The organism is Micromonospora sp. AMSO31t (assembly GCF_008868175.1).
In the GTDB taxonomy this organism is placed as follows: Bacteria; Actinomycetota; Actinomycetes; order Mycobacteriales; family Micromonosporaceae; genus Micromonospora.
This window is the reverse complement of record NZ_WBKT01000173.1, coordinates 1-12,604: the sequence shown is the minus strand read 5'-3', so window position 1 is coordinate 12,604 and position 12,604 is coordinate 1. Positions and strand designations below refer to the sequence as shown.

The window sequence follows — 12,604 nt, the reverse complement described above, 5'->3', positions numbered from 1 at the left end:
GGGCCGGGGCGGCCGGCTTGCGCAGGAAGAGGACGAGCACCGGGACCGCGTAGGCAACCCAGGCGATCATCTCCAGCACGGTCGGCGCGGCGGTGATGTTGAACATGCCCGCGAGGAGCGCGCCGTACCAGGCGTTCGGGTCGAGCGTCGAGGAGATGTCGAAGGCCTGGTTGTTCAGGCCGGGCAGCACGCCGGCCTCCTGGAAGTCGTGCACGCCGTACTTGAGGATGCCGGCGGCGACCAGGATGAGCAGCGCGCCCGTCCAGGTGAAGAACTTGCTCAGGTTGATCTTCAGGGCGCTGCGGTACAGCAGGAAGCCGATCACCACGGCGGTGGCCACGCCACCGGCCAGGGAGAGCAGCGCGCCGGCGCCGGTGCCGCCGGCCGCGCTCTGCGCGGCGGAGTAGAAGATGAGCGCGGTCTCCAGGCCCTCCCGGATCACCGCGAGGAAGGCCATGCCGGCGACCGCGAGGGAGCCGACGGCGAGCGCGTCGGTGAGCTTGCCGCGCAACTCGCCGGCGATCGTCCGGGCGGCCCTGCGCATCCAGAAGATCATCCAGGTCACGAAGACCACGGCGGCCACCGACGTGACGGCCTCGAACAGCTCGCGGTCCTCGGAGCGGGCCAGCAGCGAGGTCGAGGTGTACTCGATCAGCCAGCCGAAGACGACGGAGAGCACCACGGCCAGGCCGACACCGGCCCACACGTGCGGCAGCCGGTCCCGCCGTTGCGACTTCACGAGGAAGGCGACCAGGATGCTGACCACCAGGGTCGCTTCCAGGCCCTCCCGCAGGCCGATCAGGTACGTGGCGAACATCGGTACTCCATGGTTGGTAAGGCACGCCTCAGCTAACTTAGGGCAGCCATACCTTCCTCCTGATCGGACCGGCCGTCAAGTCGTTCATGGCCATGTCACCCGAACCGTCCGCAGCCCGACACACGCAGATCACCGCGGCTTTCCCCCGCGTACGCGAAGAGGACCGGGACGGCCGCGCGGCGGCCGTCCCGGTCCCCTCCGGGCGTGGACTCAGTAGCGGTAGTGCTCCGGCTTGAACGGGCCCTCCTGGGACACGCCCAGGTAGGCGGCCTGCTCCTTGGTGAGCGTGCTCAGCTTGGCGCCGAGCGCGCCCAGGTGCAGCCGGGCGACCTTCTCGTCCAGGTGCTTGGGGAGCACGTACACGCCGACCGGGTATTCGTCGGTCTTGGTGAAGAGCTCGATCTGGGCGATGGTCTGGTTGGCGAACGAGTTCGACATCACGAAGCTCGGGTGGCCGGTGGCGTTGCCGAGGTTCAGCAGCCGGCCCTCGGAGAGCACGATGATGGCGTGGCCGTCCTCGAAGCGCCACACGTCGACCTGCGGCTTGATGTTCTCCCGCGTCACGTCGGAGCGCTTCGACAGGCCGGACATGTCGATCTCGTTGTCGAAGTGGCCGATGTTGCCGACGATGGCCTGGTGCTTCATCCGGGCCATGTGCTCGTGGGTGATGACGTTGAAGCAGCCCGTCGCCGTGATGAAGATGTCGGCCTGCTCGACCACGTCGTCCAGGGTGGCCACCTGGTAGCCGTCCATCGCCGCCTGCAGGGCGCAGATCGGGTCGACCTCGGTCACCACGACCCGGGCGCCCTGGCCGCGCAGCGACTCGGCGCAGCCCTTGCCGACGTCGCCGTAGCCCATGACGACCGCCATCTTGCCGCCGATGAGGACGTCGGTGGCGCGGTTGATGCCGTCGATGAGCGAGTGGCGGCAGCCGTACTTGTTGTCGAACTTGCTCTTGGTCACCGAGTCGTTGACGTTGATGGCCGGGAAGAGCAGGGTGCCGGCCCGGTGCATCTCGTAGAGCCGGTGCACGCCGGTGGTGGTCTCCTCGGTCACGCCCTTGATGCCGGCGGCGATCCGGGTCCAGCGCTGGCCGTCCTCGGCGAGCGAGCGGTGCAGCAGCTGGAGGATCACCGCGTATTCCTCGGAGTCGGCCGACTCGACCGGCGGCACGACGCCGGCCTTCTCGAACTCGGCGCCCTTGTGCACGAGCAGGGTGGCGTCGCCGCCGTCGTCGAGGATCATGTTCGGGCCCTGCCCGTCGGGCCAGGTGAGCACCTGCTCGGTGCACCACCAGTACTCCTCCAGGCTCTCGCCCTTCCAGGCGTAGACCGGGACACCGGCCGGGGCCTCGGGGGTGCCCTCCGGGCCGACGACGATCGCGGCGGCGGCGTGGTCCTGGGTGGAGAAGATGTTGCAGGACGCCCAGCGGACCTGCGCGCCGAGCGCGACCAGGGTCTCGATCAGGACGGCGGTCTGGATGGTCATGTGCAGCGAGCCGGTGATGCGGGCGCCGGCGAGCGGCTGGGCCTCGGCGAACTCGCGACGGATCGCCATCAGCCCGGGCATCTCGTGCTCGGCGAGCCGGATCTCCTTACGCCCGAACGCGGCGAGCGACAGATCCGCCACCTTGTAGTCGCCCTCGGCGAGGGTGCTCGGCCGGGCTCCGGACGACGCGCCACGGGGGGCCGCCGGGAGGGTGCTGGTCATGGAAGCTCCTGTCGAACGAAGACTGCGCAGCCTTCCACCTTACGCGCGTGGATTTCTCCTCCCCTGCCCGGTTGGCCGACAAGACGGTGGCCCGGTCGGCGGACAGCGCACGGGGCGGTCGGTCGTGAACGGACTTTCCGCTCACGGCCCGGCCGCCCCGTGCATCCCCCCGGTTTGGTTCCCCCGCGCGTTACCGAGACCTTCGTCGCGACAACGCTGCGTACCCATAGAGTCACACCGCGTCACGACCCCGTCAAGCCATTCCGGGAAAGTCGGACTTGCGCCGGCCGGGATCGGGCTCAGCGCACGCCGGCGGTGGCGATGAACGCCTCGCCGTCGCCGCCAAGCACCAGCGGGCCACCCGCCGCCGCGCCGATCGCCGCCCGGCCGGCCGTCAGGGTGACGCGACCCACCCCGTCGTCGACGACGAGCTCGCCGGCGCGGCAGAGCACCACCCGCGGGCCGGGCAGCGCCAGCCGCGCCTCCGGGCCGCCCGGCGTCACCTCGACCCGGTGCAGGGCGAAGTCCTCCACCGGCACCGGCCAGGTCACCACCCCGGGCGCCACCGGCTCCGGCCGGACCACCGGCTCGTCGAGCACCTCGAAGTGCAGCACCCGCAGCAGCTCGTCCACGTCCACGCGCTTCGGGGTGAGCCCACCGCGCAGCACGTTGTCGCTCGCCGCCATGATCTCCACACCCGTGCCCCGCAGGTAGGCGTGCAGGTTGCCGGCCGGCATCCAGATCGCCTCGCCCGGCGCCAGCCGGACGTGGTGCAGCAGCAGCGCCACCACCACGCCCGGGTCGGCCGGGTAGTCGGCCGCCAGGGCCCGGGCCAGGTCGGCGTCCGGCCCGGCGACCTCCGCGGCCAGCACGTCCGCCACCAGCCCGGCCCGCTCCGCCGCCGGCCAGCTCAACAGCAGGCGTACGGCCTCCCGCAGCCCCGCCGGCCCGGTGCGCAGCGCCGCCACCACCGGCTCCAGCGCGGGTACGCCGAACGCCGCGATCGCCGCCGCCGAACCGGCCGGGTCGCGGAACCCGCAGAGCGCCTCGAACTCCGACAGCGCGACCAGCAGCTCCGGCTTGTGGTACGGGTCGACGTAGTTCACCCGGTCCGCGTCCGCGGCGTAGCCGGCTCGGGCCTGCTCGGCGTTCGGGTGGGCCTGGAGGCTCAGCGGAGCGTCCGCGGCCAGCACCTTCAACAGGAACGGCAGCCGGGTGCCGAACCGGCCGACCAGGCGCTCGCCCAGCCAGTGCGCCGGCTCGGCGACCAGCAGGTCGGTGAGGTCGACCGGGGCGCCGTCCCGGTCCACCGTGGCCGGGGCGCCCGGGTGGGCGCCCAGCCACAGCTCGGCCTCCGGCCCGGCGCTCGGCACCGGACGGCCCTGCAACTCGGCGATGCCGGTGCGGGAACCCCAGGCGTAGTCGCGGATCCGGCCCTGCAACAGCTCCACGGTCAGCTCCCGGGCCGTCCGGCGGTCTCGTCGCTGCCGGATTCCGTGTCGGCCTGCGGGACGGCGGTGGGCGCGGCCTGCCCGGTGCCCGCGCGGTCCGCCGCCACGCTGTAGATGTCCGGCTCCAGGTAGATGACCCGGGCGATCGGCACGGCGGCGCGGATCCGCGCTTCGACGGCGTTGATGCCCCGGGCCAGCTCCTCGGCGGTCTCGCAGGCCGCCACCCCGATCTTCGCGGCCACCATCAGCTCCTCCGGGCCCAGGTAGAGCGTCTTCATGTGGATGATGCGCTCGACCTCCGGCCCCTCGGTGACGGCCCGCTCGATTTTCGCCAGATCGTGGCGTTCCGCGCCCTCGCCGAGCAGCAGGCTCTTGGTCTCGATGGCCAGCGTGATCGCGATGATCACCAGCAGCACGCCGATCATCGCGGTGCCGGCCGCGTCCCACATGCCGTTCCCGGTGATCAGCGTCATTCCCACGCCGAACAGGGCGAAGACCAGACCGATCAGCGCGCCGAAGTCCTCCAGCAGCACCACCGGCAGCTCCGGGGCCTTGGCCCGGCGGATGAACCGCACCCAGGACTGGTTGCCTCGGATCTGGTTGGACTCCTGGATGGCGGTCCGGAACGAGAAGCTCTCCATGGCGATCGCGATCACCAGGACGGCCACCGGAACCCACTGCCACTCGGTGATCGGCTCCGGATGCTGCGCCTTGTGGTACGCCTCGTACAGCGCGAAGAGACCACCGACGCTGAACAGCACGATCGCCACGATGAACGCGTAGATGTAGCGCTCCCGGCCGTAGCCGAACGGGTGCTCCGGGGTGGCCTCGCGCTTGGCCCGCCGGCCGCCGAGCAGCAGCAGGCCCTGGTTGCCCGAGTCGGCGACCGAGTGGATCGACTCGGCCAGCATCGACGAGGAGCCGGTCAGCAGGAACGCGATGAACTTGGTGACGGCGATCCCGACGTTGGCCGCCAGGGCGGCCACGATCGCCCTCGTTCCACCGTTGGCGCTCATGCCTCTCCCCGCCCGATGCCGCACGTGCTCACTGGTTCGCCAGCTCCTTCATCTCGGTGATGGCCGGCACGGCCATCGGGTCCAGTCCGTGTGCCAGGGCGAGGTAGACCGAGGCGAAGTCCGGGACCGCCATCAGCGAGGCGAGCCGCTCCAGCGCGGACCCGCCCTCCGCGGTGACCACGTCGCAGCGCACCCCGCGCCGCTCGGCGAGGGTCTGCACCGCGTCCGCGCGGCGCTCCTCCACGGCCAGCGGCTCGTCGGTGTCGTCCTCGGCGTTCAGGCCGCCGTCCCGCAGCAGCACCAGCCGCAGCCGGGTGGCGTCGCCGTCGGTCTCGCCGGGGTCGGCGAAGATGTCCCGCTCCCCCTCGACCAGGCCGCCGAAGACGCCGTCGAGCAGGCCGACCCGGCCCCGACCCGCCTCGCCCAGCGCCCCGGTGACCACCGGGTAGCGGGCGTTGGCGGACAGCGTGTCACCGAACCGGCGGGCCGCCACGGTCGCCAGCGGGGACGAGCCCCAGACGATCGGGATCGACCCGGACAGGCCCAGGGCCAGCGACTTCGCCGGGTTCACGAAGGACTCGGCGGTGGGCCGGCACCGGTCGGCGTCGGCGTCCAGCCGGGCCGCGGTCTCGGCCAGATCCGCCTCGTTGACCTTCACGAGCCCGAGCGTACGGGCGGCCAGCAGGACCGGCACGGTGAGCGCCCAGAGGCTGGCCCGGGCCGGGGCGCGCCGGGGCACCGGGATGAACGGCGCCCGGGCCCGCTCGGCCACCGACTGGAGCTGCGAGTCCGGGGCGCCGACGGCGACCAGGCGGGCACCCCGCCGGTGGGCGGCCTCGGCGGCGCCCAGCGCCTCGGGGCTGCGGCCGGAGGCGCTCACCGCAATGACCACGTCCGCCGCGCCCACCCAGCCGGGCACGCCGGCGCTGCGGTGCGGGATCACCGGCACCGGGCACCGCGGCCCGGCCACCGTGGCCAGCACGTCGCCGGTGCGCCCGGCGGTGCCGATGCCCGCGATGACCACCGCCCGCGGGCGGCCCTCGTCGGCGAGGACGGTCAGGTTCGCCTCGGCGGCCAGCGCCGCCGACTCACGGACCTGGGCACCGGCGGAGGCGGTGAACCGGAGCATCCCGCCCGGGTCGTGCTCGGCCAGCCGGTCCGGATTGTCCAGCAATGACTCGTCCGCGTGCCGGCGCCCGCTGACCCCGGCCGTGCCCTCCATCATCGCGGCGACGCGGAGCCGCCGCGCGCGTCGTCCGCCGCGGGGCCGCCGCGCGCCTCGTCGAGGAGCAGCACCGGGACGTCGTCCCGGACCTCGAAGATCCGACCGCACTCGGTGCAGGTCAACGTCTGGGCCTGCGGGTCGTAGTCGAGCGGGGCGTGGTGCGTGTCCGGGCAGGCGAGGATCTCGAGCAACTGCGGGTCCAGGGCCACGGCGCGGCTCCTTCCACGTATGCGGTCTCACCGGTCGACGGTGCCGTCCGGCGCACGCGATCTTATCGGCGAACCGGCACGGGCACCGCGCCACATCTCGGCACCCGGCGGCCGGTGCACGGCAACCCGGTCAGGTCGCTGTCACCCACCGTCACCGTAACCCCGGCGACCGGCCGGGTTCCGGTTCAGCGCGGCACGCGGGGCAGCACGGTGGTGGCGTCGCCGCCCGCGGCGGCCGGCGGCTCGCCGTCCGGCCGGTCGGCCGTGACCGTGGGGCCGCCGTAGACGCTCCCGGTCGGGCGCGGCGTCGGGGCGGGCGGCTGCTGCCCGTACACCTGACCGGCGGGCACGCCGGAGCGGTAGGTCGTGCTGCCGCGCGGGAGCGGGACGGGCGGGTGACCCGCGCCCGGCTGCCCGTCCGTCTTCTCCGCACGGTTCCGGCGGACCAGCAGCACGATCAGCGCGACGCCGACGAGCACCAGTGCGATGCCGAACCACATGATCGGGGAACCTCCGGAGGACGAGTCGTCGGCCGCGGTGCCGGCGGCCGGGTCGAGCGCGGCAGCCACCGCCGAGGTGGTGCCGTCCTCGGCCGGCGTGGTCGCGGCCGCGCTCGGGGTGGGCGTCGGCGAGGGCTTGCGGGACGGCGTCGGGCTGGCGGTGGGCTCCGCACCCACCACCCGGGCCGAGGCGGCGGACCGGCCGAGGACCCGCCCGTTCGCGGCGCTCGCCTCGCCGACCACTTCCAGCCGCCCGCCGGTCGCGCCGGCCAGGAAGGCCACCCGGTAGCGGACCGTCATCCCCTTGCCCTTGCAGAGCGCCGGGTTGGCGGGCGAGGTCTGCGCCGTGGCGACCGCGCCGCCACCGCCGGACACCGGCACCGGCACCCACCGGCCACCGCTGGCCACGTGCACCTGGACCTGGTCCGCCCGCAGGCCGTCGAGCCGCAGCCCCAGCGCGGTCCGGAGCAGCACGCAGCCGTCGGTGCGCTTGCGCACCTCGACCGCCACCGTGCCCGCCGAGCCACCGGCCGTGAAGCGGCTCGCCGAGCGCACCTCCACCCGGTCGTCGGCGGCCAGCGCCGGGGACGCCGCGCCGGCCACCAGGCCGCCCAGCATCACGCCGACCGTGGCCCACCGCGCCGCGTGTCGCCTCACCGACATCTCCACCTCACCGCTTCCGCCCCGGACGGGATCCGCCGGTCAGGTTAATACCGGCCCGGAGGGGCACCCGCTCATCGAGCACCCCGCATGTGTGCCGCGACACCCCGCGACACCCGCTCCATCCTCGACGCGACCCGGCCCGCCCGCATGATCATTTCCGGCCGTTCGTCGCCGGGGCCGCCGTGGCCCCTCGGCACGGCAGCCGGCCGACGAGCGGCTGGAGATCTTGGACACTTACCGTTCGCCACGAACGGCAACTGTCCAAGATTCACATCGACGCGCGGCAGAGCCGGTCGGCCGTGCGGCTTGTTTCCGGCAGCCGGTAGCGGGGCGTCAACGCCAGCACCCGGTCGGCCGCGTTGTCCAGACTCATCCGGTGCCCGACGCTGACGAAGACCGGCTTCACGCCGTCGCGGGTCCGCAGCACCCGGCCCACCACCTCGCCGCCGTCGCGCAGCGGCGTCCAGGCGCCCCGCTCCCGCCCCGGCTCGTCCCAGACCCCGACCAGCGGCGTCTTCCCCACCCCGATCGCGGGCAGCCCGGTCACCAGCCCGAGATGGCAGGCCAGCCCGAACCGGCGCGGATGCGCCAGCCCGTGCCCGTCGCAGACCAGCAGGTCCGGCCGGACGGTCAACCGTTCCAGGGCCGCCAGCAACCCCGGCAGCTCACGGAAGGCGAACAGCCCCGGCACGTAGTCGAACGCCGGCCGGCCCACACTCACCGCCTCGTCCACCACGGCGAGCGTCGTCGCGTCCAGCACCGTGACGGCCGCCGCCAGCCGGTCACCGCTCTCCGCGTAGGCGACGTCGAGCCCGGCGACCGTCGCGGGCGCGGTCGGCCCCGGCCCGACCAGGTCGACCTTCGACCGCAACTCCTCCTGTACGCGCAGCGCCTCCGCCACGTCGGCCGGCTGGCGGTACGGCACTCCGCCGCCCGTCACGGCCGGCCGACCTCCCCGTCAGCATCGCGGGGCCCGTCGGGCCCGGTGCCCTGGCCCGGATTCGGCCCCCCGGACTGGCGGTCAGCATCAGGCTCGCTGCTCTGATCTCGATTCGAGGCGCCGGCCACGTCGGCATTCGGCCCCGCGGTCCGGTCGGGATTCTGGCCGGGCTTGCGGGCAGGGGCGTTGATCAGCGCGATCGCGAATGCCACGCCGACGCCGATCCCGAAGGCCGCGCCTGCGGCGCCGCCGATCGTGAGCAGGCCGATCACCAGCCCGATCAGCAGGCCCGCAGCCCAGGAGGCGGCCTGCCGTCGCGGCGAACCCGTCATCGCCCCACCGTAGCCAACCCTGTCCGGGTCACTGGCCGACGCGACCGTCGATCAGCTCGCGCAGCAGGTCGGCGTGGCCGTTGTGCCGGGCGTACTCCTCGATCATGTGCACCAGCAGCTCCCGCAGCGAGATCTCCCCGTCGCCGTGCCGCCCCTTGACGTCCAAAGTCGGGGCCTCGGTGACGAACCGCTCCGCGTACGCGACCTCCTCCCGCCAGGCCGCCCACGCCTCCTCGACCACGGCGGGATCGCCCACCGCGCCGCGGAAGTCGGCGTCCGGGTCCGCCGGAGTCCGCCAGATCCGCGGTGCGTCCTCGCCGGCCATGGTGCGGCGGAACCAACCCCGCTCCACCTCCGCCATGTGCCGAACCAGCCCCAGCAGCGACATGGGCGACGGGGGGACCGAGCGCCGAACCAGCTGCTCGGCGTCGAGGCCGGCGCACTTGAGTTCGAGGGTGAGGCGCTGGTCCCGCAGGTAGTTGACCAGGACGCTCACCTCGTCGTCGAAACCGCCCTCCGAACGGGGGTCGTCCTCCGGCTTGACGAACATGTTCGACCAGGCGAACTGAGAAGTGGGCCGATCAGTGTCGGTGCTGGTACCCGCGTCAGACATGCCCGGACCTTCCTGCCGTGGGACGGCGGTTGCAAGGCATTTTGCAGGCTGGTCAGGGCGCGGCGGTGGCGATGGTGGGGTCGGCGCCGGGATCCCCGGCCTGCTGAAGCTGCTCCTCGAACATCACGAACGTCCGCCGCCGAATACCGGTGATCAGCGCTGCCTCCTCAGGCGTATATGGACGGCGCTCTGCGATAGCCACGTCGTCGATGGCCTTGACCGTTTCGTACAGCGCGAAGATTGGGCCCTCGCCCTTCAGGTAGCGTCCACGCTCAGCCTCCGTGCGCTGCACGAATTGAGCTGACGTGCGTACAAAGACTTCTCCGCCTATGGCAGAAATGATCTCATCGACGATGTCGTTCGCCGGTCGCCAGCCGCCCGTCTTCTTGTCCAAGCGCCAAGCAGTGAGCCCACCATCTGGCGTGGGCACCAGTTTGACAGGCGTCTTGTAGTAGTCGTAGTAGCCAGGAAGGTTGGTTCCTTCCGCCGAACTAGTCACTCGTGTCCTCCGTAGAGTGCCGATTCGAGGGCTGTCCAGAAGTACTCACGCTGACGACGGATGATGCCCTTGCGGATCGCCGACTCCGTCGCTGAGAGGTTACGTCCTTGCTCTCTTGCCACCGAACGGAGGTCACGCCGCACCTCGTAAAGCGAATGCTCCCAAACGGCTACCTCGTCTAGGGCAGCCAACTGCAACCGAAACTCTGCGATGTGACCGGTCGACGTACGAACCATCATTTGCACGTCACGATAGCCGCCCTCTTGTGGGGCCACGAAGCGGTCTTCAAACTCTACGAGCTGCAACCGTTCATCACCCCGTAGCAATGCCAACGCTTCATACAGGTCATCGAGGCGCCCGAACGAGACACGGCCAGCCGCCAGATCTGTCAGTTGCGACACATCACCGCCATAACCGTCGATCTTGTCTTCTGCTCGTCCTCGCTCCTTGGGCTTCGGTCTGGGGTAATACTGGCTGTCGCCCCTCGAAGCCTCAGCTAGTCTTCGTCCCAGCGCATCGATTTCGGCCTGCGCGACGACTCCCGATGAATACAACTCGTCCAGGTACTGCTTCCTGTAGGCAGCGTCTTCAAGACGGTCGAGGTCGAAGCCCGGTTGCACTGCGGCCGGCCCTTGTATGGCGAAGGCACCGCTCAGCTCCATCTGCCTGGGAGTTAGCGGGGTGGGCGCGACAGGCTGTGTCGGCTCTGCTGCCACGACTGCCGCACCTCGCTCGGCGATCTCCTCCAAAACCTCGCCCAGGACGTCGATCGCCTTCTGGTGGGTGGCCAGGTGGTGGAGGGTGACCGGGCGGGCGGTCAGCGAGTTGGCGAGTTCCGGTGTCGAGAGGATCATCCGGACCAGGTCGGGGCGTTGCGCCAGCTGCCGTACCAGGGTTTCGGCCAGCAGTTCCTCGCCTCGGGGTGGCGCCTCCCACGTGTGGTCGAGCATCTGCCTGACCCGTGGGTCGGCGAGCAGTCGCGTCAGGTCGCCGGCCGCCGCCGCATCCAGTTCCGGCACCAGCCGTTGCAGCGTCGGCACGTCGACGTGTTGTGCCAGCTCGACCGGTGTCACCCCGCCTGCGAAGACCTCGTCCAGGCTCCCGCTCGCGGCCAGCGCATCCCGCACGTACAGCCCGGCGGCGATCCGGCCGGCGTGCGCGTCACGGTGCGCGTCCCGCAGCTGGACCGCCTCCGGCTCCGCGTCGGGAGCGCTGCCGGGCAACGAGGTGCCGTCCGGCCGGTGGTGGAGGGTGGTGGATTCGCCGAGCAGGTGGACGTGGTTGAAGTCCGGGGCATCGCCGTCGTCGGCCAGCGGTGGCGGTTCGAGCGGTCGGGGCGGGGCCGGTGGTTCCACCGGGTCGGGCAGCACGTTGTAGTCACCCGGTGGCCGGCCCGCGAGCGGCAGCGGACGACCGTCGGGACCGAGCACCAGGGCATCGACCGCCACCACGTTGTGGGGGTTGCGGATGCCGCTGTGCGTGTAGAGCGGATGTGTCCCCACCCGGCCGGCCTGCGGGTCGAGGTAGAGGACCGCGCCGTTCTGGTTCAGCGCCACCCAGGCGTGTGAGCCACCGCCCTCGTAGGTGGTGATGAGGAACGCGTAGCTGCCATGGCCACCCGCCAGGAGCTGCCCGTGCAGGTCGCGGTAACCGCCCTCGATCACCTCGCGCGTCTCGTGATCGGGGACGCCCGGCAGGGCGGCAGGACAGAGGTTCTGGAACCGTCCGCCGGTGGTCTCCTCGACCCGGCGAGGCCCGTCCGCCTCGCCGCCCACGGGCTGACGGACATCCCCGAGGAGGTAGCCGTCGAAGGTACGCGGGGCGGAAACCCGCGGCCGGCCGTGCATCCAGGTCTCGTAGAGCGACAACGTGCAGTCCAGGCAGTTGATGCCCCGGGTGGCGTCCGCGGCGGGTCCACCGTCGTTCGCCAGCTGGAACCACCCGCCCTGGCGGGGATCGGCGGTCCGCACCACACTGCCGTCGGGGTGGCGCGGCAGCTGGCGCTCCAGGTCGGTCTGGTGGAGCGCGAGCGGTGGCCGGAGGCCGCCCCGGGTGCCGTACCGGCGCGAGCGGTCGATGGGCGGTGGATGGCCGTGGCCGGTGAGCGCCGAGTGGTCCGCGGTCTCCACGGCACCGAGCGCGAGGTCGGCGACATCGTCATTGATCCGGTAGAAGTCGAGGTCGTCCTCGACCATCACCTCGGCGGGCAGCAGCTCGCCGGCACGCACTGCCTCGGCCGCGTCGACCGCTCGGTAGTGGAGCCGCTCCCTGCGCCGCCCCTCGCGGACGTGCTGGTCGGCGAGGTCTTGTCGCCCCGCCTCGCGCAGCTCGTGCGCCCGCCTGAGAAGCCAGCGCGCGGCTTCATAATGCTGCTCGGCCAGGTCGCGCAGTTCCCTGAGCTGGCCCTGCCGCCTGTTCTCCTCATACAGCTTTCGCTGGTGTTGGAGGTAGCCCCGATAGCGGCGCCGGTCGAGGGCTTCCCGGTCCGCCGCGAGTCGCGCGGCCCGTTCCTGGGACGTCGTCCCATGGGGCGGCAGCGGGTCAAAGGGGCCGGGCAGCGTCGGCGGAGGGTCGGACGCGGGACGTTGCGGGGCGAGCGCTTCCAACAGAGGAAAGCGGGGGTTCGGGG

Annotated in this window: 12 protein-coding genes; all 12 read right to left on the bottom strand. The window is 72.0% G+C overall.

Features of this window, described 5'->3' with window-relative positions:
• A partial coding sequence (gene efeU, locus F8274_RS26345) for an iron uptake transporter permease EfeU (protein WP_151465053.1) occupies positions 1–817 on the bottom strand: 817 nt, incomplete at its 3' end.
• A 210-nt stretch (positions 818–1,027) separates the two neighbouring features.
• Entirely contained in the window at positions 1,028–2,527 is a 1,500-nt protein-coding gene (ahcY, locus tag F8274_RS26340) for an adenosylhomocysteinase (RefSeq protein ID WP_151465052.1), read from the bottom strand.
• A gap of 299 nt (positions 2,528–2,826) precedes the next feature.
• Positions 2,827–3,978, bottom strand: a complete 1,152-nt coding sequence (gene manA, locus F8274_RS26335; RefSeq protein WP_151465051.1) for a mannose-6-phosphate isomerase, class I — start codon at positions 3,976–3,978, stop codon at positions 2,827–2,829.
• 2 nt (positions 3,979–3,980) lie between these two features.
• The gene (locus F8274_RS26330) at positions 3,981–4,994 is read right to left on the bottom strand and encodes a cation diffusion facilitator family transporter (RefSeq protein ID WP_151465050.1); all 1,014 of its coding nucleotides are present in this window, start codon (positions 4,992–4,994) and stop codon (positions 3,981–3,983) included.
• 28 nt (positions 4,995–5,022) lie between these two features.
• Entirely contained in the window at positions 5,023–6,219 is a 1,197-nt protein-coding gene (locus tag F8274_RS26325; RefSeq protein ID WP_151465049.1) for an SIS domain-containing protein, read from the bottom strand.
• Positions 6,216–6,428, bottom strand: a complete 213-nt coding sequence (locus tag F8274_RS26320; RefSeq protein ID WP_151465048.1) for a Trm112 family protein — start codon at positions 6,426–6,428, stop codon at positions 6,216–6,218. Before F8274_RS26320 ends, F8274_RS26325 begins: the two co-directional genes overlap by 4 nt.
• A 185-nt stretch (positions 6,429–6,613) precedes the next feature.
• The gene (locus tag F8274_RS26315; RefSeq protein ID WP_151465047.1) at positions 6,614–7,591 is read right to left on the bottom strand and encodes a hypothetical protein; all 978 of its coding nucleotides are present in this window, start codon (positions 7,589–7,591) and stop codon (positions 6,614–6,616) included.
• Between the two features lie 268 nt (positions 7,592–7,859).
• Complete coding sequence (gene nfi, locus F8274_RS26310) at positions 7,860–8,531, bottom strand: deoxyribonuclease V (RefSeq protein ID WP_151465046.1); 672 nt, start codon at positions 8,529–8,531, stop codon at positions 7,860–7,862.
• The gene (locus F8274_RS26305) at positions 8,528–8,863 is read right to left on the bottom strand and encodes a hypothetical protein (RefSeq protein ID WP_151465045.1); all 336 of its coding nucleotides are present in this window, start codon (positions 8,861–8,863) and stop codon (positions 8,528–8,530) included. The genes nfi and F8274_RS26305 overlap by 4 nt, the downstream gene beginning before the upstream one ends.
• Before the next feature lie 28 nt (positions 8,864–8,891).
• Entirely contained in the window at positions 8,892–9,476 is a 585-nt protein-coding gene (locus tag F8274_RS26300) for a DinB family protein (protein ID WP_151465044.1), read from the bottom strand.
• A 52-nt stretch (positions 9,477–9,528) separates the two neighbouring features.
• Positions 9,529–9,975, bottom strand: coding sequence for a hypothetical protein (locus F8274_RS26295; protein ID WP_151465043.1), 447 nt, complete (start codon positions 9,973–9,975; stop codon positions 9,529–9,531).
• The coding region (locus tag F8274_RS26290; protein WP_255474587.1) for a toxin glutamine deamidase domain-containing protein at positions 9,972–12,604 on the bottom strand (2,633 nt) is incomplete at its 5' end. The genes F8274_RS26290 and F8274_RS26295, both read right to left, overlap by 4 nt.

Excerpts from the sequence above, each read along its gene's own strand:
- F8274_RS26330 (WP_151465050.1), bottom strand. The coding sequence starts at position 4,994 with ATGAGCGCCAACGGTGGAACGAGGGCGATCGTGGCCGCCCTGGCGGCC.
- ahcY (WP_151465052.1), bottom strand. The coding sequence starts at position 2,527 with ATGACCAGCACCCTCCCGGCGGCCCCCCGTGGCGCGTCGTCCGGAGCC.
- F8274_RS26315 (WP_151465047.1), bottom strand. The coding sequence starts at position 7,591 with ATGTCGGTGAGGCGACACGCGGCGCGGTGGGCCACGGTCGGCGTGATG.
- F8274_RS26305 (WP_151465045.1), bottom strand. The coding sequence starts at position 8,863 with ATGACGGGTTCGCCGCGACGGCAGGCCGCCTCCTGGGCTGCGGGCCTG.
- F8274_RS26325 (WP_151465049.1), bottom strand. The coding sequence starts at position 6,219 with ATGATGGAGGGCACGGCCGGGGTCAGCGGGCGCCGGCACGCGGACGAG.
- F8274_RS26300 (WP_151465044.1), bottom strand. The coding sequence starts at position 9,476 with ATGTCTGACGCGGGTACCAGCACCGACACTGATCGGCCCACTTCTCAG.